Here is a 25,600-nt window from a genome sequence, read left to right as displayed (position 1 = left end):
AAAAACTAGGGCTTCGCATGCCTGGCTGACACCTGTTACGACGGTGCTACCTCATACGCCGACTCAAAGAATCGGACTGCCCCCGGATTCAGCAGTTGATAATAGTTTTGGAATAGCTGATCCGCCTCTTTGCCCAGCCATAGTTCCGGCAGCAAATCCAGCGGCAGGTCAGGGTCGATAAACAAAAACTTGCGGTATTCGTGAACCAGTACGGTCTTTTCCACAAAGCAGTAGCTGTCAGGAACGTCCTTGTTCTGGCGAAGCTTGCTCGCCAGCTCCTCGTATTTGTCACGGTACGTATCGATGAAGGACTTGTACTTTTCGTTGATCTCCTCGATATTCCAGCACTTTTTCACCAACTGTCTGGGGTCGCTCCAGCCCAGATGCTCGGCGTAGAAAATCTCGACGTGGTCCGCAATCCCGTAGGATTCCGTCAATTCCTTGACGCGCTGTCCCAAATCATTCGGGCTGATCCACGTACTGGTCGTCAACATGCCGAAGCCCATCCAGCCCAATTCCTGGCGCAACTGGTCGCGCAGTGCCCTGCGTTCCTCCGGGATGTTGTAGCTGACGATGCACCATTTGCCATCCCAACTGTCCGTATCGACCTTGTAGATACGGGCTGCTGCCTCCTCCAGCCGTTTCTTGCCGCGCTCCGACATCGAGTAATAGCTGCGGTTGCCTACCTTGCGCGACACCAGCCACCCCTGGCGCAGCATCCGCGATATTGCGGCACGGACCGCTGGTTCGGACAACCCGAATTCTCCCAACAGCTTGGTCAAACTGCCGATCCAGATTTCACTGCCATAATGACGAACATACTCCCCGTAAATCGTAAACAACATCGACTGTGGCTTCACTATTTTCACCTCTTGGCTCCATTCACTATTTGCTGTGAAATTGTACCATATTCATTGCTGGCGTGTGAACCGAGCCATAACATGTGACGCTTTTTTATATAACGATTTTATAACGTCATTATATTAAACAGTTTCTGAATAGTCAATTTTTTCTACAATCTTGTCGAATTTTGTTATTCCGCCTGCGCAGCAAACTTGCGCCGGGCTTCTTCCTTGTGAAAAATCGCCTGGGTAAAGGTGCCGAGCCCAACTCGATTTTGCGCTGTGTCGGCGGTCACTTCGCAGACGACACGCTTGTCTGTCACTTCCCGGCAGACCGCCCGAAAGCGGACTGTCTGCCCGCTCACGGCCGGACCTACATGCTTGATGTCCACGGCAAACCCGCAGCCTTCCTCATGGTCTTCCAAATAAGGCAGAATGACCTTGCGTCCGGCCAATTCCATGTAGTAAATCATGCTCACCGTAGACATCACCGGATGGATCATGTTGCCTTCAAAGACCGGGTACATCTCGGGCGTGACGCTTACCTCGAATTCTGCACAAACACCTGGTTGCAGTCCTTCCTTCACGGGCAGTCCTCCTCTCGATCAGACGCGTTCGATAACAGTCGCGATTCCCTGCCCCACGCCGATGCACATCGCCGCCAGTCCGTAGCGGGCATCGCGCCGTTCCATCTCGTAGAGCAGCGTCGTCATAATGCGCGCACCGCTGCACCCGAGCGGATGCCCGAGAGCAATGGCGCCACCGTTTACGTTTACCAGCTCGGGGTTGACCCCCAGTTCGCGCACACAGGCCACAGCCTGCGCTGCAAATGCTTCGTTGAACTCAAACAGCTCGATCTGCTCCAGCTTCAGCCCCGCCTGCTGCAGCACCTTGCGCGTCGCCGGGACTGGACCGATCCCCATTACGGACGGGTCCACTCCAGCCACAGCCGATGCGACGATCCGCGCCCGCGGCTTCAGTCCCATCCTCTGCGCCGCTTCCTGCTCCATGACCAAAAGCGCGCAAGCTCCGTCGTTGAGGCCGCTGGAATTGCCCGCTGTCACCGTCCCGTCTTGCTTGAAGGCAGGTTTCAGCTTCTGCAACTGTTCCATCGTCGTATCCGGACGGGCGTGTTCGTCTGTCGCAAATACGGTAATATCGCCCTTTCTCCCTTTTATCTCTACGGGTACGATCTCCGCTTCCCACTTGCCCTCGGCCAGCGCACGGGCGTAGTTGTGCTGGCTGCGCATGGCAAACTCGTCCTGTGCCTCTCGGCTGATCTGATATTGTTCCGCTACCTTTTCCGCTGTCTCCCCAAGGCTGATCGGCGGGTACATCTGCTTCATTTTCTCGTTGACCAGGCGCCAGCCCAGTGTCGTGTCGACCAACTGCTGGTTGCCCCGCTGAAAAGCAGTTCCCGGCTTCATCATCACCAGCGGCGCACGGGTCATGCTCTCCGTCCCGCCAGCGATATACACCTGACCTGCCCCCGCCTTGATCGCGTAGGCGCTTTGGTTGATCGCTTCCAGACCGGAGCCGCACAAACGGTTGACGGTCACTCCCGGCACCTCGACCGGCAGTCCGGCCAGCAGCGAAGACATGCGCGCTACGTTGCGGTTATCCTCCCCCGCCTGGTTGGCGCAGCCAAATATCACATCATCGATTTGCTTCGGATCGATCGGGTTGCGCTCCAGCAGCTTCTCGATCACCCATGCGCCCAGATCGTCCGGACGCACCTCTTTCAACGCTCCTCCGATGCGTCCAATCGGTGTTCGCACAGCATCGACTATGACAGGTGTGCCCATCTCCAACTCCTCCTATCCCGCTTCTTCTTTTGTTTTTACAGAGCCTCCACCAGTGTAGCCAGACCTTGCCCGCCGCCAATGCACAAGGAGACGACGCCGTAGCGCTGCTTTCTTCTGCGCAGCTCGTACAAAATCGTGCCCAACAGTCTCGTGCCGCTGCAGCCAAGCGGATGGCCGAGTGCGATGGCTCCGCCGTTTACGTTCGTCTTTTCCGGGTCGAGTCCCAATTCGCGGATGCAGGCAAGCGACTGGGAGGCAAATGCCTCGTTCAGTTCGAACAAGTCGATCTGTCCGATGTCCATCCCTGTTTCCGCCAGCAGCTTGCGAATTGCCGCCACCGGACCAATCCCCATGATGCGCGGATCGACGCCCACAGCAGTGAAGTGGACGATCCGTCCCAGTGGAGCAAGGCCGCTCTTTGCAAGCCTCTCGCCGTTCATCAGCAGTACAGCGGCTGCCCCGTCATTGATCCCGGAAGAATTGCCCGCCGTGACGCTGCCGCCTTTGCGGAAGGCAGGACGCAGGCTGGCCAGCGATTCCAGGCTCGTATCGCGCCTCGGGTATTCGTCCGTATCGAAGACGGTTTCCTCTCCCTTTTTATTGCGCAGCGTGACCGGAACGATCTCTTCCCGGAACCGTCCGGCATCGATCGCGGCAATGGCACGGCGCTGGCTTTCCAGGGCAAAGCGATCCTGGTCTTCGCGGCTGATCCCGAATCGTTCCGCTACATTCTCTGCCGTATCACCCATCGTCAGCTCTCCGTACAGGGCGACAGGTGCAGACCTCGGCCCGCCGAACGACTCGATCAAGGTCTGGTTGCCGCGCTGATACGGCTGTTCACATTTTTCCAAAATGTACGGCGAACGGGTCAGGTTCTCCACACCGCCTGCCAGCATTACACTGCTGTGCCCGGCCTGAATCGACTGTGCGGCGAGATTGATCGCCTCCAGCCCCGACGCGCAAACCCGGTTGACCGTAAGTCCTGGTACGCTCTCCGGAAATCCCGCCTTGAGCAAGCCGACGCGGGCGATATTGATAAACGGACCGGCGGAAATCACGTTGCCCATAATGACGCCATCGACACAATCCGCGGGCTGACCAGCCTGCTTCAAGGCACCGTCGAGCACAATCGCTGTCAGATCGTCGATCGGCGTATGCTTCAGGCTGCCGCCCAGCTTGCCAATCGGCGTGCGCACGGCTGCAGTTACATACACATCTGCCCCTTTGCCCTTCATCGTCCATTCCCCTCTGTCGTTCCGTAGTCGTAAAAGCCCTGTCCGCTTCTCACGCCAAATCGTTTGGCCAGCACCAGCTTGCGCAGCAGCGGTGCCGTCCGGTAACGCTCCTCTGCAAAATCCCGGTGCAAGCCGCGGGAGATCGCGTAAATTTCGTCCAGTCCGATCCGATCTGCCCACTCAAGCGGACCGTACGGATAGTTCGTCCCTTTTTTCATCGCGGTGTCGATGTCTTGCGCGGTCGCCGCCTTTTCCATGAGCGCAAATGCCGCCTCGTTGATAATCAGGGTGAGAATGCGCGGAAACACGAGTCCCGGCTCATCCCCGACTACCTCCGTCTCCTTGCCCAGCGACTGAAAAAACGCCTCAGTCCGACGCACAACCTCTTCTGCTGTCTGGAGCGCAGGTGCGATCTCGATCAACGCCCGCTCTGCCAGCGGAACCAGCGTGCCAAACCCGCAAATGCGCTCCGGATGCTCTGTCCACGAAGCCGCCTCTGTCGCGCTGATCGCAAGCGATGTAGTCACGATCGGCACGTCAGCCGCAAGCAGCCGGTCCAATTCGCGCAGCTTCGCCTGCTTTTCCTCCAGGTCGACGCTGTTGACTTCCAGGGCTAGCGCTACCTGTGCAGGATCGCGCTGTGCCTCCTGAAGCGAAAGCAGCCGATAGCCTTTGTCTGCAATCAGTTGCTCCAGTTCTGCCGTGAGCGGACTTGCTCCCACCACCAGCACAGTCTTATTTGCTGTAGTCATAAAAGCCTTCCCCCGTCTTTCTTCCCAGACTGCCGGCCTGCACCATCCGCTGTTGAATCCGACTGGGCTTGAATCGTCCTTCCTGGAAGAAGTCCGTATACAACGATTGCGTCGTCGCAAAGTTCACATCGATTCCAATCATGTCCTGCAGCTCGAACGGCCCCATTTTAAATCCGCCGGCGAGCTTCATAATCCGGTCGATCTGTCCGATCTCAGCCGTGTTGTCACCTACAATGCGCAGCGCCTCGTTGTAGTAAGGGCGCGCGATCCGGTTGACGATAAAACCCGGCGTATCCGTGACCAGCACCGGAACCTTGCCCAAGTCGCGGGCGAAGCGGTAGGCCGCCTGCACTTGCTCCTCCCCGCTCTTCTTGCCGCGAATCACCTCGACGAGCGGCATCACTGGCGCCGGATTGAAGAAGTGAAATCCGAGAATGCGCTCAGGATGCGGCATGCCGCTGGCGATCGCGGTGATCGAAAACGAAGAGGTGTTGGTCAAAAGGAGCGCGTCCTCGCGGCATACCCGGGTCAACTCGGAAAAGATGCTTGTTTTCAGCTCCATCCGCTCCGGAACTGCCTCGATGACGATGTCGCAGTCGGCCAGAAGCCGCATGTCCGAAAGAAACTGTACCCGCTCCAATATGGCAGCCTTTTGCTCCTCGCTGATCTTGCCTTTTGCCACGTCCTTGGACAGGACAGATTGCATGTACTGCAATGCCTTCTCCAGTACAGCCTGACTTGTATCCAGCAGTTTTACCTGATGTCCGCCATACGTGCAGACGAGGGCAATGCCTGCCCCCATCGTTCCCGCGCCGATGATGCCGACCGTTTTTGTCTCCACTTGTGCTGCCTCCCTTCTCGCTACCGGCCCGTAAATCGCGCTGCCCGCTTATCCAAAAATGCCTGTACGCCTTCCTTGTAATCGGCGGTGCTGCCTGCTGCCTCCTGGGCAAACGCTTCGTACTGCAGCGTCTCCTCCAGTCCCATCTCCAGCCCCTTGAGCATCGTCCGCTTGATCAGGCCGATCGCGCGCGTCGGCTGCATCGCCAGCTTGCGCGCATAGGCCAGCGCTTCTTCCTGAAAGCGTTCAGCCGGGTATACCTGATTGACGAGGCCGATGCGCAGCGCTTCCTCGGCTGACACCTTTTCCCCGGTGAAAGCAAGCTCCAGCGCTTTGCCGATCCCGACGATGCGCGGCAAGTAGTAGCAGCCTCCCGAGTCCGGCACCAGACCGATATTGACAAAAGCGTTTACAAAGGATGCCTTGTCGGATGCCAGCCGGATGTCACAGGCCAGCGCCATGCTCATCCCGGCTCCTGCCGCAACGCCGTTGATCGCAGCGATGATCGGCTTTTCCGTTTTTTGAAATTGCAGAATCATCGGATTGTACCGATTGCGCAACATTCCGCCGAAATCGACCTGACTGTCGCCGGTCACTTCGCCGAGATCCTGTCCCGCGTTGAACGCTCTGCCTGCTCCAGTCAGCAAAATGCAGCGAACCTCCGGGTCTTTTTGCGCCTGCTTGAGTGCTTCTGTGATCTCGCGGTTCATCTGTCCGGTAAAGGCGTTAAACTTGTCCGGGCGGTTCATCGTCACTACAGCGACAGCTTCCGAAACCTCATACACAATTGTTTCGAACATGGCTTCCTCCTACTTTCCGGTAAACCGGGCTTTGCGTTTTTCCAGAAACGCCTGCATGCCTTCTTTGCGATCCTCGCTCGCCAGCAGCAGGTAAAAGCCGTTTCGCTCGTAATCGAGCGCGTCTTGCAGCGGCACGTCATCTGCCTTGTAGACCGCCTTCTTGATCATGCGGACGGCGAGTGGCGGCTGCTCGGCGATTTGTTTGGCCAGCTTCAACGCTTCCTGGTAGTAGGACTCCACCGGCACGACCCGGTTGACCAGACCGTATTGCAGCGCCTGCTTGGCCGTGATCGGCTCTCCGGTGAGCAGCATTTCGAGCGCTTTGCGAACACCCACGGCGCGCGTCAGCCGCTGTGTTCCGCCCGCACCCGGCATGATCCCCAGCTTGATTTCCGGCTGTCCGATCAACGCTGTTTCCGAAGCGATGACGATATCGCAGTTCATCATCAGTTCGCAGCCGCCGCCAAGGACAAAGCCGCTGGCCGCTCCCACAATCGGTTTGGATACCCGTGCGATCCTGTCCCACACAGCAAACTGGTCATACTTCATAATCTCGATCGCAGAGGCTTCCGCCATTTCGTTAATATCGGCTCCGGCTGCAAAGGCTTTGTCATTGCCTGTCAACAAAATCACGCGAATCTGCTCATCCCGATCGAGCCGCTCCAATTCGCCGACCAGCTCTTCCATCAGCGCGAAGTTGAGCGCATTGTGCAGCTTCGGCCGATTGAGGCTAACGATCCCTACGCCATCCTCCCGGGATGTGTTGATATAGGCATACGCCACGTGCTCTCTCCCCTTTCGGTAAAGCGATCAGATCGCCGCCTGCGATCGGTTGCGATTGTCGAGAATACGAATCGCCTTGCCTTCGCTGCGCAACAGCGAATTGGGCGGCAGCATGCGCAGGACAACCGTTACGCCCAGCGTATCCTTGATCGCATGGCTGATTTGTTTGGTCAAAGCAGAGACGGCAGGGCTCTCCAGCGAACCGGCCTCCCCGGCGAATTCCGGCGTCAGCTCACAGTGCACCTCGAAGCGGTCCAGTGCCCCATCGCGTTCGATGACTACCTGATAATGCGGTGCCAGTTGGGCAAAGCGGAAGAGCACCGATTCGATTTCCGTCGGGAATACGTTGACCCCGCGAATGATCAGCATGTCATCGACACGCCCCTTGATGCGCGACATGCGCATCGTCGTCCGTCCGCATTTGCACGGTTCCGGATTGAGCGAAGCGATGTCACCCGTGCGATAGCGGATTACAGGGAACGCCTCTTTGGTCAGCGAGGTAAAGACAAGCTCACCTTCCGCCCCGTACGGCAGCACTTCCCCGGTATTGGGATCAATGATCTCGGCCAGGAAATGATCTTCGGCGATGTGCAGTCCGTCCTGCACTTCATGGCACTCGATCGAGACGCCAGGTCCCATCACTTCGCTCAAGCCGTAAATATCGACTGCCTTGATGTCCAGTTCCGCTTCCAGTTGGGCGCGCAGTTCCTCCGACCATGGCTCCGCACCAAAAATGCCGTATTTGATGCTCGTCTTCCGGGGGTCAAGACCGCGTTTTTTCATTTCCTCGACGATATTGAGCACGTAGGACGGTGTCGCAGATATTCCGCGCGGCTTGAAGTCCTCGATCAAGGTGATTTGACGGGATGTGTTTCCACCCGATACCGGCACCGCTACTGCCCCGAGGCGCTCGATTCCGTTATGCAGGCCAAGTCCGCCGGTAAACAGCCCGTAGCCATAGGCATTGTGGAAAATGTCTCCTGGCTTGCCGCCCGCACAGCAAATGCCGCGCGCGACGATTTCCGCCCAGTTGTCCAGGTCCTGTTTCGTATAGCCGACAACGGTTGGCTTCCCTTTGGTTCCGGACGAACCGTGGATGCGCACCACCTCACTCATGTCTACCGCAAACAGGTTGAACGGGTAGTTTTCCCGCAAATCCGTCTTTTTCATAAAGGGGAGCTTTTGAATATCCTCGATCGTTTGGATATCATCAGGCGTCACGCCAGCCGCGTCCATTGCTTGTTTATGGAATGGCACCCGCTCGTACACGCGCCGCACTGTTTCCTTCAGACGCTCCAGTTGGATTTCTGTCATCTTTCCCCTTGACAGCGTTTCCATTTCCATATTGAAGATCATGTCATTCCCCTCATTCCGTAACATTCTCGTTTTCGCTCGTACTGCTGCTTCTTACTCTCCGCGAAAAACGGGCTTGCGCTTTTCCCGGAATGCTTCCAGTGCCTCGAGTCGATCCTTCGTTGGAATAATTGCCTCGTAGGCCATCGTCTCCACATCAAGTCCGGTTTGCAGATCGACGCTCGCTCCCCGGTCGATTGCCGCCTTGGCCTGGTAAACCGCGAGCGGCGCATTCGCCAAAATCTCATTGGCCAGCGACAAGGCTTGCTCTTCCAGTTCGCTGACCGTTTGTGCCAAGCCGTTGACAATCCCCAACGCATAGGCATCGGCTGCGGTAATGCGGCGTGCGGTCAAAATCAGTTCCTTCGCCCGGGACGGCCCGATCAGGCGGGAAAGCCGCTGCGTACCGCCTGCCCCTGGAATGATTCCCAGACTTACTTCCGTGAGCCCCATTTTGGCGTCCGTCAGCGCGAAGCGAAAATCACAGGCGAGTGCCAGCTCAAACCCTCCACCGAAGGCAAAGCCGTTGACAAGGGCGATCGTCGGCTGTGTCAGACGCTCCAATGCTGTGAATACGTCGCGGATTTTGCTGACATTGCGCCTTACCTGCTGCTCATTCAAGGTGCGCCGTTCTTTCAGGTCTGCCCCTGCGCAAAACGCACGTCCCTCAGCCTTGACCAGTACGACGCGAATCTCTTTGGGGTCCAGCCTCACCTGATCGATCAGTTCGCCCAACCGTTTCAACGTCTCGTAGTTCAAGGCGTTCAATTCGTCGGGGCGGTTGAGCGTGATGATGCCGATATGCCCATCCTGCTCCCAACGTACCGTATCCTGGCTCATGTATGTCCTCCTCTCGGAACCGGCTTGTACTGTGCTCGTTTACCTGGGCTGTATTCTGGCGTAGGTGCCTGTGGCAAAGGCGACGAGCTTGCCATCACAGGTGACACGGGCCTCTACCATGATCAGGCTGCTTCCGCGCTTGAGCACCCGCGATTCTGCCTCCAGCCGTTCGCCGCGAGCCGGGCTCAGGTACTGGATTTTGCTTTCTACCGTGACGCATTGCTGTATCCCATCCACGTGCGGCGCAGCTCCGTGTCCCATTGCCACATCGGCCAGCGTAGCTGTCACGCCGCCATGTACAACGCCTTCTATGCTGTTAAACATTTCGGGACGAATTTGCAGTGCAACCTTGCATCCGTCATCATCGCGATGGAGGATCTCAATGCCCAGGTGCTGGTTAAAACGGTTCTTGATCTCTGCAGTCACTTCCATCGCCCCTTCCACTCCTGATCTGCGCATGTGCGTATTTACTCGATTGCCACAAAATACTCGTTTTTCCGATAGGCGAGCGCATCGAGCGTCGCCACCAATCCGTGTTCGGTCTCTACGCGGATGCGGTACCACGCCGTCCGGTTGTTTTTCTTTTCTTCGACCGCGGTCGCGACCAGGCGATTGCCCTTCATCGCTGCCGCCAAAAAACCGATATTCATGGAAAGGGCAACGGACGTCTTGCCGTAGGAGTTGCACGCTGCGGCAAACGTAAAATCAGCGAGCGAGAAAATAATCGCTCCATGTGCCGTACCATGTGCGTTCAGCATGTGTTCGTCGACGACCAATTCGGCCACTGCCATTCCCTCGCCCAGCTCCACCAGCTTGATGCCGAGAAACTGTGCGTATTTGTCCTGCACGATCTTTTCGCAAATTTCTGCATAATGTCTGTGATGAAGCTCTCGTTCATCCACGATCTGTCTGCTGCTCATCACTTACACCACTTCTGCAAAATGCATCGAGACGATTTGACCGGCGAAGCTGCGCAGGTCTTTTCCGGAGGCACGACCCTCTGGGGATGACAGCGCTTCCATCATCGCTTCTTTTGATTCAAAGTACATCTCGGCGATCAAATGCAAGTCACTTTCGCCGCCTGGCGCCCCGAAAACCTTGCTCACTTCCATTTTGACCAATCCTGGCATTTTCGCTGCCAGCGGAGCATGGACCTCGAAGTAATGCTTGTCAAATGCCTCTACATCCTCCGGTTTCCGATACACTGCGATAAGTTTCACCATGGTATTTCCCTGCCTCTCTGTATTTGTTTTCATGGTATGACGAAAATTTTATATAACGCTATTTAAACGCACGTTATTGATTTAATTATATAAACACTGTGGAAACAGCGCAAGCATTTTTGCAAAACGAGATGAATTGTGAACTTTCAGAAAATACAGTGCCGATCATGCCGCTTGTTGCCTGCGGTCGATCTGCACATTGCTCAGGAAAAGACCATAAAAAAGAGAGCAGCCTTGAAGCTGCCCTCTCCCATTGCGTTGTTGGAGTATATTCTTAGATCCAAACCCAAAATACAAACACGATCACGGATACGACGACTACGAACAGACCCGCGAAGATGCTGATCCGCGCGAATTCATGCCCTTTTTGGTCCATATGCATCCATACATAAAGTTGGAAAAACGCCTGTACAAAAGCCAATCCGACGATAAACGGTACGGTAAATGCTGCCGGAACAACCTGGAAAGCCACAGCGATAAAGGCCAGTGCGGTCAACACAAGTGATCCAATGAAGGCTACCAGGTGGCGTTTCGGGCCTCCGTGGCTCACCTTGGGCTTGCGTACCTCTTCGTTATGAGTACTTGCTCCCATCGATTACCCCACCTTTCCACCGATCATACCCATGAGGTATACCACGGTAAAGATGAATACCCATACTACGTCAATAAAGTGCCAGTACAAGCAAGCCAGATAAAACTTCGGAGCGGTTACAACGGTCAAACCTTTTTTCACAGCCTGCAGTTGCACGGTAATGATCCACAAAATCCCGAACGCCACGTGACCACCGTGGAAGCCGACCAGCGTGTAGAACGCCGAACCGAAGGCGCTGGCCGCGATCGTATGGCCCATATGGACGTAGTGCATAAACTCGTAAATCTCCAGCGCCAGGAAGGCAAGACCGAGAATTACGGTGATCGTCATCCATACTTGCAGTTGTTTCAGGTTTTTCTTGTGCAGCGCGAGTACGGCCATAACGCTCGTCATCGAACTGGTCAGCAGCAAAATGGTCGCGGCTGCCACCAGCGGCATGTCAAACAGTTCTTGTCCGGTCGGGCCGCCATTGGCCTGATCGCGGAGCGCGATAAAGGTTGCAAACAAAGTACCAAAGAGGACGGTTTCGCCGCCGAGGAAGAGCCAGAAGCCGAGAATCTTATTCTTGCCTTCAAGGGTGGCTTTTTCCGGTTCGTCTGGCAGCACTGCATGTGCATGTTGTGTAGCCATTAAGCCTTAACCCCTTTCTCCTCAATTTCTTCTGGTTCAATGTGGTACCCCGGATCGTCCTTCAGGGAGCGTGCCAGCATGCAGCCCAAGGTAATTCCCAAACCGATGACCACCGTCACATAGTGGTGGAACATGAAGCCGTAGCCTGCGATAAACAGACCGACAGACATCAGGAACGGCAGGAACGATGGACCTGGCATGTGGATCGAACCAAGCGGCTCAGCCGGGATGTAGCTCTTGTTGCCAGCCATTTTTTCTACCCAGAAAGCGTCCAGACCGCGAACCAGCGGTGTTTGTGCGAAGTTGTACTCCGGCGGAGGAGAAGGAATTGCCCACTCCAGGGTACGCGCATCCCACGGGTCAGCAGGAGCTTTTTGCTTGCTGTTAGCGGTAACCACACAGTTCACGAGGAACAGAATGGTACCGATCGTCATACCGAAAACCCCGATTGTACTGATAAAGTTCCCCAGCTCCAGACCTTGGCCTGGCAAATAGGTGAAGACGCGGCGCGGCATCCCCATCAGACCGAGGAAGTGCTGCGGGAAGAACGTCAGGTGGAACCCGACGAAGAAAGTCCAGAAGTTCCATTTTCCGAGCGTCTCGTTCATCATTTTACCGAACATTTTCGGCCACCAGTAGTACAGACCTGCGAACAGACCGAACACCAGACCACCGACGATGACGTAGTGGAAGTGCGCTACGACGAAGTAGGTGTCGTGGTATTGGTAGTCAGCAGCCGGAATGGCCAGCATGACCCCGGTCATACCACCGATCGTAAAGGTCGGAATGAAACCTACAGCAAACAGGTTTGCCGTCGTGAAACGGATTTGACCGCCCCACAGCGTAAACAGCCAGTTGAAGATTTTGATCCCGGTCGGGACAGCAATCAGCATTGTCGCCAGACCGAACAGCGTATTGGCTACAGCCCCGAGACCTGTTGTGAACATGTGGTGCGCCCACACCATGAAGCCCAGGAAGCCGATCAGCGCGGTAGCGAATACCATTGAGCTGTATCCGAACAGACGCTTTTTGGCAAATGTACTCACGATGTCAGAAATGATACCGAAAGCTGGAAGGATCAAAATGTATACTTCCGGGTGACCAAAGATCCAGAAGATGTGCTCCCAGATGACAATGTTACCGCCTGCATCCGGGTTGAAGAAGTTCCCGCCAAACAGACGGTCGAACATCAACAGCACCAAACCGACTGTAATCGCCGGGAATGCAAACAGAATCAAACCGGAGGTAATAAATGCAGACCAGGTAAACATCGGCATGCGCATGAAGGTCATGCCTGGCGCGCGCATGTTGATGATCGTTACCAGAAAGTTGATACCACCGATCAGCGTACCCAGACCGGCAATTTGCAAGCCGAGCACGTAGAAGTCAACACCGATTCCGCTGTACTGGTTAAGCGACAGTGTCGCGTAGGACGTCCATCCGGCATCCGGCGCGCCACCCAGGAACCAGCTCGTGTTGAGCAGCAGTCCACCGAAGAAGAACAGCCAGAAGCCAAGTGCGTTTACAAACGGGAACGCTACGTCGCGAGCACCGATTTGCAGTGGTACAATCGCGTTCATCAGCGCAAAGATAATCGGCATGACTGCCAGGAAGATCATCGTGGTACCGTGCATCGTAATCAATTCGTTAAATGTTTTGGCACCGACTACATGAAGCTCCGGGTAAATCAATTGCAAACGAATCAGCAGGGCTTCGATACCGCCAGCCAGGAAGAATACGCCACCCGCAATCAAGTACAGGATCGCGATCTTCTTGTGGTCAACGGTCGTAAGCCAATCCCACAGCCCGCTTCGTTGTGGTGCGTGAGAAGCATGTGCAGACACGGTTTTACCTCCTTCTTAAGCCTCACAGCCTACGGCTAGTAATAGTGCTTGTTCGAATTAGTCTTCAACACTGAGAGTCTCCATGTACTCAACCAGCGCCTGTACTTGTGTATCGTCCAGGTTCAGGTTAGGCATGTTGTTGCCTGGTTTGATCTTTTGCGGATCTTTCAGCCACTCAGCCACGTTCTCCGGCGTATGGGCGAGAATCCCTGCTACACGCTCGCGGTCTGCAAAGTTGGTCAGGTTTGGTCCCAGTTTTCCGCCTTTGCCTCCCACTGCGTGGCAACCGAGACAGCTTTGGTTGAACAGCTCTTCCCCTTGCTTCGCGATCTCGGAAGTAGCTCCCACTGTTTCCGTTTCCACAGCGCCTTTCATTTTTGCGATCCAGTTGTCGAAGTCTGCCTGCTCCATCACCTCTACCTTGAAGTCCATCAAGGCATGGGAGGCTCCACAGAGCTCCGCGCACTTGCCGTAGAAAATACCAGTCCGGTCAGCCTGCAGCCACAGCGGTGTCTCCAAGCCCGGGTTGGTGTCGATTTTTCCGCCCAAAGCCGGGATCCAGAATGCGTGTTTTACGTCAGCACTGGTAGTGGTGAACTGAATCTTCTTCCCAACTGGCAATACGAGGTCCTGCGCAGTAGCAACGCCAAGGTCAGGATACTCGAACTCCCACCAGTATTGGTGCGATGTCACCCGTACTTGAAGCGCTTCCTCACTAGAATATGCCTTGCTCAGTTCAAAGTTGGTCGTCACCGTCGGAACCGCCATGACAATCAGCAGCAAGAACGGAATGACCGTCCAGAGAATTTCCAGCGTATGGCTACCCTCTACTTGTTTTGGAATACCTTGCTGTCCTGGACGTTTACGATATCGAATAAGTACGTACGTAAAGATCAGCATAACGACAATAAATACGCCGATCATGATAGAAAAGGACAGCTTCATCAAGTCAAACTGCATTGCTGCAACGGGACCTGAAGGCTTGAGTGTAGACAGTTCTTCGATGCCACACCCGGTTAATGCCAGCGACAGCAGACCAAACAGGAAAAACTGACGCCAATACTGTTGCCAACCCTTCATACCTATGAACCCCTCTTTCCTTCGTGTTGGTAACGTTCCAGCCACGTCTTTTGAGCTAGAATGAGAAACAGACTCTTTTGTTTGCCCGTAACAGTGCATCTCTACTATCACACCCTATGATACCCAATCGGGAAAAAGATTAGCAACCATTCCAGAAACAAACAAAATGAGTAAAAGGATATGTTACCCCTTCTACCCAGCGTGGCACCCATTTAAGTATACATAAATTTACCTTTTAACAAAGTCTATTTGTTATGATTTTGTTAACAAATTTATGAACAAATTTGTGAACATTCACCCGAGTTCACGATTCTGTTACGCCGAAAGGAGATTCACCATGATTGACAGACCGATTGCTCTTGTTACGGGAGCCAGCAGCGGCTTTGGCTTGCACGCTTCTCTCGCACTTGTCAAGAGCGGCTACTACGTCATAGCATCCATGCGCAATCTGCAAAAAAGAGAGGAACTTGACAAACTCGCAAATGCGCACATGGTTGATCAATATATAGAGATCATGCAGATGGATGTGACGAACCCGGCAGACATTGCCCGAACCGTCTCCTCTGTCGTCGCACGGCACAAGCGCATCGACCTGCTCGTGAACAATGCCGGCTATGCCAGTGGCGGCTTCGTCGAGGAGGTAGCGGCAGAGGACTGGCGCAGCCTGTTTGAAGCAAACGTGTTCGGGCTGATCGAAGTGACGCGCGCCGTCCTGCCGACGATGCGCAGCCAGCGCTCCGGCCACATCCTCAACATGAGCAGCATCAGCGGACGGATCGGATTTCCCGGGCTTGCTCCCTACGCGGCCTCAAAGCATGCAGTAGAGGGCTTTAGCGAGTCACTGCGGCTGGAGATGCTACCGTACGGGGTGCATGTCGTCCTGATCGAGCCAGGCTCGTACCGTACGGCTATCTGGGACAAGGGGCTGACGCAGTTCCAGGAGCGCTCTGCTTCGCCGTACGCCGCCCAAAACAACTGGCTGCGGGCACGGGTGGAGAGCATTCGGGAAAAAGCTCCCGCTCCTGACGAAGTGATCGAAGCGATCGTGCATGCAGCCACCGTCGCCAGGCCGCGCCTCCGCTATCCGGTCGGCCGCGGCGTCAAGTGGACGATCGCAGCGAAGAACCTGCTTCCCTGGAAGTGGATCGAGGCGCTCGTCACCAGGCAGATGAAATCGTGATCGACTAGGAAATGTGTTTCTCCTGCCTGTTCACAGCAGGTCTTGCTGCCGCTTGCCGCGAGACGTAGCTGTGCAACACCATTCCGACGATGACCAGGAGCACTCCCAGGCTCGACCAGATGCCCGGTAGCGGCGCTTGCAGCAGGACGGCCTCCAAAGCCACGGCAAACACGACTGAGCCTGCTTGTGTCGCTTCCACGGCCGCCAGCTTCTGGGCGTTGCCTTTGGCCAGATCGGTCGCCGTAAAAAACAGCACGGTCGCGACGATCCCGGCAGTCAGCGCGACGACCAGGGATTGCAGCGTCTGGCTCATGCTTGGCGGACCCTCCATCACGTAGCCGATTCCGCCGAGGACGAGCCAGAACGGCAGGCTGGCCACGGTCATGCCGAGGACGCGTTCGTACGCGTGGATGCGCCCTTTGGTCAGCTCCATCATCTTGCGGTTGCCGAGCGGATAGGCAAAGGCTGCCACCAGCACCGGAAGAATACCGAGCAGCGCTTCCTTTGCGCCTAGCTGACCAGCCTCCTGAAGCTGCATCAGCGCCACTCCCGCGAGAATCAAAAGAGACATCGACAGACCCTTGTACGGAATTTTCTGACCGAAAAAAGGGACGAGCAAGGAGCCAGCGATAATCGTGATCTGCCACGTACCGGCGATCAGCCAGCCAGGTCCGTAAGCGGCGGCGAAGCTGAGCGGCGCGTAGAACAGACCGAATCCGACGATGCTCCAGACAAACCATTGCCCCGGATTGGCCCGCATTTCCTGCCACAGGGAACGCAGACGGCCGCGCAGCATCACAATCGCCAGCAAAAACGGCAGCATGAACAGGTAGCGCAGCGAAGCTGTGTAGAGCCAACTGCCTCCTTCCAGTTCCATCGAGCGGTTGAATACAAAAGAAAATGCGAAAAAAAACGCAGCTACAATACCTAAAATGATTGCCTGCATCCCGTATCCCCCATTATTCGTTTACCACATTATTACAGGTACTATAGCGCGAGCAGGGCGATCTGTCAAAGCCGGTCAGGCTGCTTCTCCGCTTCGGTTGCGAACGTGCCAGCGATGCTGTACATACTCGGATACGCCGAACAAAATGGCGACAAATCCGGCCCCGAGCGGCGTCACCTGGGCATTGCGCAGCACAAACAGGCTGGCGAACACCACGAGAAATCCGACTACCAGATCGACGGCTGTCGTCATCCACAGCCTGCCGGGAGCAAGCATCGCCCGGTCTACCCAGTGCCCGACAAGCGCCAGGATGATTCCGACCCCGATCGCCTGATAGAAAGTAGCGAAATGCACCTCCGGAAACCATGCGTAAGCGAGCAACACGACCAGGAGAGTTGCGATTAACTTGATCCAAAAACCGTTCATCCTCCACGCCTCCTTTTTCTCGTGCTCTCAGTATGCCCCGAGAGTGTGCGCGCAATGAATCGAAAAAAGCGATGGCGCAGGCCGTACATTCAGCCGCGTCATCGCTTTCTCGTTTCGAGGTCGGATCAATGCTGGACGGCAGTCTCTGCCTGCTCGTCTGCCAGCGACGGATCAAACCACTCTACCTGGTGCTTTTCTTTCAAGTCTGTCCACAACTGCTCAACATTCGCCTGGCGGTTCGTGTCCGTCAAAATCATCACAATCTGCTCGCGCACTTGGGCAAGCTCCGGTGCGGGCGAACCCATCAGGTCCTTGTTTTGGTCGTAGTAGGCCTGGATCTGCTCCTCCGTGACCGGATAGGACTTGTCCAGCAGTTTGTCGCGCGTCATCAGCGTTTTCAGTCTGTCGCTTAGCTCCTGCTCATCCATACCGATCGTCGCCAAGTAATCGTGAAACGCCTGATCCGAGCCAAGCTGCTCCTTCATGCGACTAACTTCTGCCGCGATTTCCTCAGACGGCACCGAAATATTTTGCTGTTTGGCCTCCTGAAGGATCAGCGCTTCGGCTACCAGTTCACTCGCTACCTGTTTTCCGTACAAATCCTTCATTTCCCGATAAAGCTGTTGCTGCGTAATCGTCGTATCTCCCGCCTTTGCCAGAACGGGGTCCTTCTTTTCTTCCACCGCAGACTGATACACCCCGAGTACAACAAGCGCCAATACCAGAATCGAAGCGGAAAGAAGCGAAATATCGAATTTCTTCACTGCAGACGTCCTCTCTCATTTTTGTTCTGATCCTAGTATAGCACGGAGTTGCGGCAAGAAAATGAAAAGCGGTTCCACAGTTTTTCCACATTAGCGTCGCTTTTGGGCGAGAAATTGCACCGCGGTCTCGGCCAGCAATTCGGCGCCGATCGGCAGTACCCGCTCATCTACGAGAAACAGCGGATGGTGGAGAGGGTAGTTTTTGCTCTTGTCGTCGAACCCGCAGCCCAGCCAGAAAAACGCCCCTGGAAAGCGCTCCAGATAAAAGGCGAAATCTTCGGCGGTCAGGGCCGGATCAATCGGCGCCAGCGCCTGCTCTCCTGCCACGCGGGTAACGGCAGAACGGACGATTTCTGTAGCGCCCTCGTCGTTGTTTACGACCGGGTAGCCGCGCTGATACATAATCGTTGCCTGTGCGCCCATGCTTTGCGCCACATGCTCGACGACCTGGGCAAAACGCTTTTCGATCAAGGCGCGCACATCCGGATGAAAGGAGCGAACCGTTCCCTCCATCAACGCTTCGTCGGCAATGACGTTGTAGCGGCTGCCCGCTTCGATTTTGCCGATGGTCACGACTCCGGCTTCCATCGGATTCACATTGCGGCTGACAATCGTCTGCAGCACTTGAGCAATTTGCACCGCGACCAAAGCGGCGTCGATCGTCTCGTGCGGCATGCTGGCATGTCCGCCCTTGCCCTGAATACGGATGCTGAAGCGATCTGATGCGCCCATGAGATAACCCGCTTTTACCCCAACTTGTCCGACAGGCAGATCGGGCCAGACGTGCAGACCGAAGACTGCGTCAGGCTGGGGATCGTCCAGCGCTCCTGCTTCCATCATCGGTTTGGCTCCGCCGATTGGCGCATTTTCCTCAGCCGGCTGAAAAATCAGAACGACCTTGCCCGGGAGCTGCGCTTCTGCCTCTTTCAGCATTTTCGCTGCTCCCAGCAGCATTGCCGTGTGGGAATCATGTCCACAGGCGTGCATGACACCGTCGTGTTTAGAGGAAAAAGGAACACCTGTCCTTTCCGCAATCGGCAGCGCGTCCATATCCGCACGCAGCGCGACTGTCGGTCCAGCTCCGCTGCCGATGACCGCCACCACGCCATGCCCGGCGATATTTCTTCTGATCTCGGCAATGCCCAGTTTTTGCAGTTCTTCACAGACACGTCTTGCTGTACGTTCTTCGTGTCCGCTCAATTCGGGATACTGGTGAAACTCCCTGCGCAGCCCGGTGATATATGCCTGATCCGCCTTGAGGCTAACTGTCGCTGTCGTCATGTCTATGTCCTCCTCGTATGCAAACAATCCGCGCATCTGCGAAACCGTTGTATTCCTCCCGATGATGCGTCCGGTTGCTGCGGTTTCTCCTGACTCCATTGTATCCTTTTTTATATTCGGAATAAATAAGGAATATTTCCTTTAATGGATAGTCCCGAACAAAAAAACAGGCGATCGGGCTGATGAATCCCCCTCTCGCCTGCTGAGCGGCTGCACTCGCCCACTACTTCTGTGCTGTCCCGCGTCTCTTTGCACTCTTTGTCAACGTGTAGATTTTGCTCGGCCTTCCCCGTACAGCATGCAGTTCTTCGCCGACGCACTCCATCAGCCCCCACTCGCACAGGCTGGCAATAATGCGTCGGGCATTGCGATCTGTCATTGCCAGATGGGTGGAAAGATCCGAACTGGAGAAGGTTTTCCAGCCCATGCGGTGAATCAGCGCTTCGATTTTGTGATACGTTTTGGCGCTGACATTTGCCTGCTTCAACTGCTCGAGCAATTCTGGGTCATCGGAGCGATAGGAGTATGCCAGCTCCTCTTCTTCGCCTGCCGACTCCACCATCAAGCCGTCCTCCTGCACGATGACGATGCCCCGCTCCCGCTTTTCCTTGGCGTGCTGTACTGCTCGCCGTCCGTTGATTTCCGCCGAGAAGACCGTCTCTCCGAAACCGATGCCGACCGCCACCGGCACATCCGCTTCCAGCGACATATGCTGCACTGTTTTGCGCAGCATCGGGACTTCCCGCTCGATCGCCCCGCGCGAGCTGAAAATCAGATAGCGCCCGTTGCCTTTTTCCTGCAGCGACCCGTCCAGCTTCTGGCAAAGCCTGAGCAGCGTCTCTTTCAATTTCAGCTCCAGGTATTGCAGGTGGTAGGGGGTTTTCGCCTTTTCGATGACCTTGTCGAAATTCTCGATTTCCACGATGACGATTCCGGTCTGCATCACTTTGAAATACGAGGTCTTTACCTTTTCCAAAATCAGCCCGAGCGTTTGCCGGATGACCATCTTCGTCGGTGAAATCCAGTAGACGGGAATCCCCTGTTCCCGCAGGGCGTGATACGTAGCCTGATAGCTGGTAAACGCCGCCTCGGTCTTGCCCTCCTGCCAAAGCTGGAGATGGAACTGGATCAGCTCGTCCGTATTCATGTAATCGTGATACGACTTCAGATAGATGTCCTGGGTGGGGATTCCCAGTTCGGCCAGCGCTTCCTCCACATCTTCGGAGTACACCATGTCGATGGAAATGCGGTTCAACAGCTTGTTTTGGTAGTACGCCATGTGCAGGAAGCATTTGTACAGGCTGGAACCGGTGTGCGGGATATAGATGAGCCGCTCGTCGGAAGCGCATGTTCGCCTGGCGATCATATACGGGATCTGCCCGGAAAACAGCCATACATCCACTTCATCGTCGTGCTCACGGATGATGCTCTCTGCCTCTTCCGTATCCTCGTACGGATAAGGGAGACATACCAGGCTATGGCGGTATTCCTGCGCTACCCCGATGATTCGTTCGACCGAAGGCTGCGGTCCTACTACCCCAACCTTATACAGCATAGAAGTTTGCCCCTCTCTGTCCGTGCCACGCCTTTTCCTACCATCCTATCAAAAAAATACGCCGGCAACCATCGCAGAAACATTGCCCTGCAAACAGCAAACGAGGGGGATCTCTCCCCCTCGCTTTCAACTGCTACGGTCGGTTTTTGCGCTTCTTTGCCGCCAGGAGACGGTTGAGCGTCTCATCCGCTTGTTCTTGCGGTTCCGGCTGTTTTTCGACCTGCTCTGCCTGGCTGCTTTTCTTCCCGGATGCGGCAGTCTGTGTCCGCGTCGTCGCCGTTTCCGCCTGCCGGAGCGGATCGAGCCGCTCGCGCTCGACAAAAGACGGCTGCTGGCTTCCTCGTTTTTGCTGCAATTTCGCAAGCACAGACTGCTGATCGGATCTGGCTTCGCTTTGTCGCGCTCTTTGTTTGCCCGGCATAAAGCGGGTCCACCAGCGCTCCGGAAGCTGCAGACGGCGGGCAGCTACGTCAAGCGGCCAGAGCAAGGCAGCCAGCATCAACAACCATTCTCCGATCGGCTGCGTCTCCCATTTCGGCGGCAACTCGCGGGAAAATACTTCGGCAGGCGCTGTCAGCAATGCGCCTTCGCCCGCTTCCAGCCAGCTTTTCAGCACTTGCTCGCCGTCTTTTGGCATCGCGTACTCCGGCGAGTAGGCGACCGTCAGCCCTGTCGTTTGACCGGCAATGACCTGGCCATTCGCTTTTTCCGTGATCTGGATCAGGTAGCTGCCCGGTTCTGCGGCGGGGAATTCTCCTTCCCAGACGCCGGGCGCAATCGGCTTCAAGCGGATCAACTCCCGTTCCATCTGCTGGTTTACGACCGTCGCGTCCAGCTCCTGAGGCATGTTCACTCCCGTCGGCACGGTCACGGTCACTTTTCCTTTGCCATTGTCCACGCTCGTCTGCGTCTTCCACGTACCCGACTCGATCTGCGGCAGCGACCAGGCGATAATCTCATTCCACAGGCGGCTCATCCCGCCCCAGCTCACCCAGTCAGGCGCCCATTTTCCTTCCAGGTCGCTCGTCCAGGCTACTGCCCGGCCCAAGCCGTACTGCCATCTCGCCAAAATCGGGTCGTCATCCGCACTGACCAGCGATACTTCGGCCGTCTGTTTGGGCGTCGTCGCCACGTAGGCGCGCAGCGGCGGAATGCTCTCGCGCAGTGCCGGCCACAACCCCGCACCAGTGCGCTCGGGAATTTGCGGCTTTTCCACGATGAAGGTCCTGCTCGCCAGTGCTGTCTCCTTGCTGAAAATGGTGGGCAGCGATCCGACATCCTCGGCGTGGTAGTACCTTCCATTGCCCCATTCCGCGATCGCCTCCATCAACTGCGTGTCGGCGTCATCTCCTACGGCAACGGTAGAGACGGTGACCGATTCGTTGACCATTCTTTGCAGCAGCGCCTCGTAATTGTCTTCCAGACCGGAATGGCCGTCCGTCAGCAAGATCACATGCTTGCGCTGGGCGTTCATCTTGGCGACCCTGCCGTATCCCATCTCCAGGGCCGGGTAAATATCGGTGCCTCCGTCAGCTACAATCCGGCCGATGCTCTGGTGTATCGACGGCAAATCCGTGACATTCTGCGGAGCCACCACTTCCCACGGCGTTCCGTCGAATGCGATCACGCCGATCTGATCCTGCGGCTGCAGCATCATTGTGGCGCGGATCGCCGCTTCCTTGGCCAGCTCCATTTTGTCGACTCCCATCCCGCCACCGCTCATGCTGCCGGACTTGTCGATCACCAGTTGCAGTCCGAGCGAAGGAAGCTCTTCCTTGCCGCGCAAATCCATATGGACAGGCAGCGCCTCTTCAATCGGCGTCTGAAACCAGCCGCCCATCCCGAAACTTTCCGAACCGCCCGTCATAATCAGGCCGATGCCCAAATCCCTGACAGCCGTGCGAATCCGCTCCATATCCGCCTCCGCCATCTGCGTAGCCGAGACGTTGGCGAGGACGATAGCCGCATACTGCTTGTAGCCGTCGAGCTCTTTGGGCAAAAGGGCCAGATCGGTCGGCTCCACCCGCATGTTCCCGGCCGCCAGAGCGGACACCAGGTTGTCGGCGGCTCCAGGCGTTCCTTCGACGACCATCACTGCCGGAACGCCAGCGACCTGGGTAAAAGCAGAGCCCGTGTTGTTCGCCTGCACCGTATCACGCACTGCCTCGACCTCCACGCGATAGCGGTGAAAGCCTTCCTCCATCGCGGTCTCGGAGAAAAGAAACTGGTTTCTGCCCTTGTCCAACTGCACCTGCAGTCTGCCCGCCTCCCGATTGCCTTCGTACAGGCGCAGCGTCGCAGGCGTCGCGGTACTGCTTTCCACATCGACGCGGATGGAAAACTCCTCGCCCGCGTACAGTTGCTGCGGTACCTGGACACTCGAGAGCAACACCTCGTCTCCCTGCGGCTGCTGGAAGGAGACGGCTTCGACGGGAATCCCCCGCTCCGTGACGAGCCTGGTCTCCTTGCCTGCGTCTCCATGGGTTTCAATGCCGTCGCTCAGCAGTACCACCTTGCCCCTGGCGTTGCTCGGAACCATTGCGGCAGCCAGGCGAATTCCGTCAGCCAGATTGCTGGCATGCCGGTTTACCTCTACCCCGATCTGCTGCACTTCATTGCGGATCGTAAACGGCTGATCGACCGCAGCCGTGGAGCCGACGACGACCACAGCGTAGCGGTCATTCGGCCGCTTTTGGCTGACCGCCTCGCGCATAAACGCTTCGAGACGCGGATCGTCCTTCATCGAGGCCGACTGGTCGACGACGAAGACGACGGTTTTTTCCTGCACCGGGAACAACAACTGCACCCCGGCCAACACGAGGATCAACAGCAGAAAAACAGCAGACCGCAGGGAAGCGATCAGCGCTTTTCTGCTCGTTGGCATCTGCCGTTGTGTCCGCCACCAATGGACGACGACGAGCAGTGCGGGAATGGCAAGCAAGAAGAAGAGTGGCTGTTGTACATCAATACCCACGTTGATACACCCTCCATTCCGCAAACACGATCAGCAGCGCCAGCGCGGCCAGCCAGACGGTCAAGTCCCTGCTGCCGGACGGAAGCCTGCCCTGCTCGCCCGATTCGGCTTCGTCCGTCCCCTGCCTGGTACCGACGGACAAAGAAAGCGGCGTAATCGTCGTCTCCTGCTCATGCACGTGCACGGCGAAATAGCGCGTCTGTACGCCCGTATCCAGCTCTTCTTCCAGACGGTACAGGCCCAGGCTGGCGGGAACCTGAAACAGATAGCGGGTCCCTTCCGCTTCCAGTACCTGCTGCTCGCCGCCCGGACCGATCAGCCCCCTGCTTTTTGCACCCGGAGTAAGGGCGATGTCCACAAGCTCTCCCGGTGTTGCTGAGGCGATCGGCGCCGTCTGTACAGGCGCAAGCCAGCTCCATGCGTTTTGCATCAAAATCGGAAATGCCGGGCGCAGCGGCAGATCGGAATCGTGCAGGTCAAACGCCACGATGACGACACGCCTGCCGCCAATCGTACCTGCGCGGACCAAATCTTGCTCGCCCGCCCTGACCAGCGCTTCCATCCCGGTCATCTCGCCCAATACAGATGTCTGTGCCACGTGCACATCCGCCCAGTCGACGTAGGACAGGAGCGGATGCCCCGGCGAGACGGCCTGCGGCGGATCGTTCAGCTCGCGCATGCCCTCGTACGGAAGCCAGTCCGTCGCCCGGTCAGGCGCGATCAGCAGGACGTTTCCTTCCGGCAGGCGATCTGGCACGACCCCGTCAAACACCCACAAATCACGCGCTTCCTCGTCGGGTCCGGGCACGTTTGGCCGAATCTCCACTTCCAGTCTGCCGGCCGTCTGCAAAGCCTGGTGCAGGAAGCGATTGCCCTCCGGCGAGACGAGTACGGCTTTCCCCAATCCCGCCGTAAACGGAACACTCCAGCGCTCATTGTCTTCCTGCAAGCCGTCCTGCTCGGGGTCGATCACTGCCCGGTAGACAGGGGAAGCGGGAAGCGAGGAAAACGTGATCGTCTGCGATTCGCCCGCATCGACCAAAAAGGCAGACGCATCCAGCACGTTGTTTTCGCTGTCGTAAATGACGGCGCTGCCTCTGCTCGCCTGTGTCCCCTTGTTGTCGAGCCGGATCAGTCCTTGCATTCCATCGTCTGTCGGTTGCGTGACGAAGACGGCAAGCGACGTGTTTTCGCGAAACGAGCCCATCTGCTGGAAGCGGAACGGACCGTTGATCGCAGGCAGCGTCGCCATATCCAAACCTTCCGGCCGCCCATCGCCCAGCCAGACCACCCCGCTCCCTGGCTCTTCTGCGGAAATGGCCGCTGCCAGTGACATCGCGGCTGCCGTGTCGGACACGCCCGCTTGCGGCGACATCGTTTGCAGCACCTGCAGCAGCTCCTGGCGATCGCCGCTTTTCGATACCCGCACATGCGGTTCGCGTCCTGCTTCAATCAGCGTCACCCGCTGCGTACTGCCCAGTTGTTCCACGAGCTGCGTCGCAGTCTGGATTGCTTGCTGAAAACGCGTCGTCTCCCCTTCATGGGCCATCATGCTGGCCGATTGTTCGATGACGAGGATGGTATGCTCGTCGCTTACCCCGTCAACGGGGACAGCAAGCCGCAACAGCGCCAGGACCAAAAACAGTGCCGCCAGCAGTTGCAACAGCAGCAACAAATTGCGGCGCAGCTTTTCCCACGGGCGCACCGCCTCTCTGTGATGCAATGCTCGCTGCCACAGCAGAGTGCTGGGCACGAGCCGATCCTCTACTTTTCGCTTGAGAAGATAGAGAATGACGATAGCCGGGATAATCAGTGCGAACCACAAGTTGGACAACGCCATCCACTGCATATGCC

General features: G+C 56.5%; 25 protein-coding genes. 1 reads left to right on the top strand and 24 read right to left on the bottom strand.

Going from position 1 to position 25,600, the window contains the following annotated elements; genetic code table 11:
- Window positions 1–35 precede the first annotated feature (35 nt).
- From paaX to coxB, 17 genes are all read right to left on the bottom strand, one after another.
- Window positions 36–860 (bottom strand): phenylacetic acid degradation operon negative regulatory protein PaaX, encoded by an 825-nt coding sequence (gene paaX / locus ACAF76_RS02805; protein ID WP_400162532.1) that lies wholly within the window; start codon window positions 858–860, stop codon window positions 36–38.
- A 173-nt stretch (window positions 861–1,033) separates the two neighbouring features.
- On the bottom strand, window positions 1,034–1,429 hold the full coding sequence (locus ACAF76_RS02800) for a thioesterase family protein (RefSeq protein ID WP_400162531.1): 396 nt from the start codon (window positions 1,427–1,429) through the stop codon (window positions 1,034–1,036).
- A gap of 18 nt (window positions 1,430–1,447) precedes the next feature.
- The gene (locus ACAF76_RS02795) at window positions 1,448–2,647 is read right to left on the bottom strand and encodes a thiolase family protein (protein WP_400162530.1); all 1,200 of its coding nucleotides are present in this window, start codon (window positions 2,645–2,647) and stop codon (window positions 1,448–1,450) included.
- A gap of 35 nt (window positions 2,648–2,682) precedes the next feature.
- Window positions 2,683–3,882 (bottom strand): thiolase family protein, encoded by a 1,200-nt coding sequence (locus ACAF76_RS02790; RefSeq protein WP_400162529.1) that lies wholly within the window; start codon window positions 3,880–3,882, stop codon window positions 2,683–2,685.
- Window positions 3,879–4,634, bottom strand: coding sequence for a 3-hydroxyacyl-CoA dehydrogenase family protein (locus tag ACAF76_RS02785; RefSeq protein ID WP_400162528.1), 756 nt, complete (start codon window positions 4,632–4,634; stop codon window positions 3,879–3,881). Before ACAF76_RS02785 ends, ACAF76_RS02790 begins: the two co-directional genes overlap by 4 nt.
- The gene (locus ACAF76_RS02780) at window positions 4,618–5,475 is read right to left on the bottom strand and encodes a 3-hydroxyacyl-CoA dehydrogenase family protein (protein ID WP_400162527.1); all 858 of its coding nucleotides are present in this window, start codon (window positions 5,473–5,475) and stop codon (window positions 4,618–4,620) included. Before ACAF76_RS02780 ends, ACAF76_RS02785 begins: the two co-directional genes overlap by 17 nt.
- A gap of 20 nt (window positions 5,476–5,495) precedes the next feature.
- Window positions 5,496–6,275, bottom strand: a complete 780-nt coding sequence (locus tag ACAF76_RS02775) for an enoyl-CoA hydratase-related protein (RefSeq protein ID WP_400162526.1) — start codon at window positions 6,273–6,275, stop codon at window positions 5,496–5,498.
- A 9-nt stretch (window positions 6,276–6,284) separates the two neighbouring features.
- The gene (locus ACAF76_RS02770; RefSeq protein WP_400162525.1) at window positions 6,285–7,058 is read right to left on the bottom strand and encodes an enoyl-CoA hydratase-related protein; all 774 of its coding nucleotides are present in this window, start codon (window positions 7,056–7,058) and stop codon (window positions 6,285–6,287) included.
- A gap of 27 nt (window positions 7,059–7,085) precedes the next feature.
- Window positions 7,086–8,414 (bottom strand): phenylacetate--CoA ligase family protein, encoded by a 1,329-nt coding sequence (locus tag ACAF76_RS02765; protein WP_400162524.1) that lies wholly within the window; start codon window positions 8,412–8,414, stop codon window positions 7,086–7,088.
- 51 nt (window positions 8,415–8,465) lie between these two features.
- Window positions 8,466–9,251: an enoyl-CoA hydratase-related protein gene (locus tag ACAF76_RS02760; protein WP_400162523.1), complete on the bottom strand. Its 786-nt coding sequence runs from the start codon at window positions 9,249–9,251 to the stop codon at window positions 8,466–8,468.
- 39 nt (window positions 9,252–9,290) lie between these two features.
- Window positions 9,291–9,677, bottom strand: coding sequence for a PaaI family thioesterase (locus tag ACAF76_RS02755; protein ID WP_400162657.1), 387 nt, complete (start codon window positions 9,675–9,677; stop codon window positions 9,291–9,293).
- A gap of 41 nt (window positions 9,678–9,718) precedes the next feature.
- The gene (locus ACAF76_RS02750) at window positions 9,719–10,171 is read right to left on the bottom strand and encodes a hotdog fold thioesterase (RefSeq protein ID WP_400162522.1); all 453 of its coding nucleotides are present in this window, start codon (window positions 10,169–10,171) and stop codon (window positions 9,719–9,721) included.
- Window positions 10,172–10,174: 3 nt separating this feature from the next.
- Window positions 10,175–10,474: an EthD family reductase gene (locus tag ACAF76_RS02745; RefSeq protein WP_400162521.1), complete on the bottom strand. Its 300-nt coding sequence runs from the start codon at window positions 10,472–10,474 to the stop codon at window positions 10,175–10,177.
- Window positions 10,475–10,748: 274 nt separating this feature from the next.
- The gene (locus tag ACAF76_RS02740) at window positions 10,749–11,066 is read right to left on the bottom strand and encodes a cytochrome C oxidase subunit IV family protein (RefSeq protein WP_400162520.1); all 318 of its coding nucleotides are present in this window, start codon (window positions 11,064–11,066) and stop codon (window positions 10,749–10,751) included.
- Between the two features lie 3 nt (window positions 11,067–11,069).
- On the bottom strand, window positions 11,070–11,696 hold the full coding sequence (locus tag ACAF76_RS02735) for a cytochrome (ubi)quinol oxidase subunit III (RefSeq protein WP_400162519.1): 627 nt from the start codon (window positions 11,694–11,696) through the stop codon (window positions 11,070–11,072).
- Window positions 11,696–13,540 (bottom strand): cytochrome c oxidase subunit I, encoded by a 1,845-nt coding sequence (gene ctaD, locus ACAF76_RS02730; protein ID WP_400162518.1) that lies wholly within the window; start codon window positions 13,538–13,540, stop codon window positions 11,696–11,698. The genes ACAF76_RS02735 and ctaD overlap by 1 nt, the downstream gene beginning before the upstream one ends.
- A gap of 57 nt (window positions 13,541–13,597) precedes the next feature.
- Window positions 13,598–14,620 carry a cytochrome c oxidase subunit II gene (gene coxB, locus ACAF76_RS02725; RefSeq protein WP_400162517.1) on the bottom strand — a complete coding sequence of 341 codons (1,023 nt, stop codon included), beginning with the start codon at window positions 14,618–14,620 and terminating at the stop codon, window positions 13,598–13,600.
- Window positions 14,621–14,957: 337 nt separating this feature from the next.
- On the opposite strand from coxB, the gene ACAF76_RS02720 reads away from it, so the two are divergent.
- Complete coding sequence (locus tag ACAF76_RS02720; RefSeq protein ID WP_400162516.1) at window positions 14,958–15,800, top strand: SDR family oxidoreductase; 843 nt, start codon at window positions 14,958–14,960, stop codon at window positions 15,798–15,800.
- A gap of 4 nt (window positions 15,801–15,804) precedes the next feature.
- On the opposite strand, the gene ACAF76_RS02715 is transcribed toward ACAF76_RS02720, so the two are convergent.
- The 7 genes from ACAF76_RS02715 to ACAF76_RS02685 form a co-directional block, all read right to left on the bottom strand.
- Window positions 15,805–16,746 carry a multidrug resistance efflux transporter family protein gene (locus ACAF76_RS02715; protein ID WP_400162515.1) on the bottom strand — a complete coding sequence of 314 codons (942 nt, stop codon included), beginning with the start codon at window positions 16,744–16,746 and terminating at the stop codon, window positions 15,805–15,807.
- Between the two features lie 75 nt (window positions 16,747–16,821).
- On the bottom strand, window positions 16,822–17,172 hold the full coding sequence (locus ACAF76_RS02710; protein ID WP_400162514.1) for a DUF2512 family protein: 351 nt from the start codon (window positions 17,170–17,172) through the stop codon (window positions 16,822–16,824).
- A 125-nt stretch (window positions 17,173–17,297) separates the two neighbouring features.
- A complete protein-coding gene (locus ACAF76_RS02705) occupies window positions 17,298–17,936 on the bottom strand; it encodes a SurA N-terminal domain-containing protein (RefSeq protein WP_400162513.1) in 639 nt (212 codons plus the stop codon).
- Window positions 17,937–18,026: 90 nt separating this feature from the next.
- Window positions 18,027–19,217, bottom strand: coding sequence for a M20 family metallopeptidase (locus tag ACAF76_RS02700; RefSeq protein WP_400162512.1), 1,191 nt, complete (start codon window positions 19,215–19,217; stop codon window positions 18,027–18,029).
- Between the two features lie 223 nt (window positions 19,218–19,440).
- A complete protein-coding gene (locus tag ACAF76_RS02695; RefSeq protein ID WP_400162656.1) occupies window positions 19,441–20,769 on the bottom strand; it encodes a hypothetical protein in 1,329 nt (442 codons plus the stop codon).
- Between the two features lie 136 nt (window positions 20,770–20,905).
- Window positions 20,906–23,746: a VWA domain-containing protein gene (locus ACAF76_RS02690; RefSeq protein WP_400162511.1), complete on the bottom strand. Its 2,841-nt coding sequence runs from the start codon at window positions 23,744–23,746 to the stop codon at window positions 20,906–20,908.
- A complete protein-coding gene (locus ACAF76_RS02685) occupies window positions 23,736–25,595 on the bottom strand; it encodes a VWA domain-containing protein (RefSeq protein WP_400162510.1) in 1,860 nt (619 codons plus the stop codon). The genes ACAF76_RS02690 and ACAF76_RS02685 overlap by 11 nt, the downstream gene beginning before the upstream one ends.
- Window positions 25,596–25,600: the final 5 nt, after the last annotated feature.

The sequence above is a fragment of the Brevibacillus sp. TJ4 genome (assembly GCF_044627595.2).
Taxonomy (GTDB): domain Bacteria; phylum Bacillota; class Bacilli; order Brevibacillales; family Brevibacillaceae; genus Brevibacillus.
The sequence above is the reverse complement of the archived record's forward strand: the minus strand, read 5'-3'. Positions and strand labels throughout refer to the sequence as shown.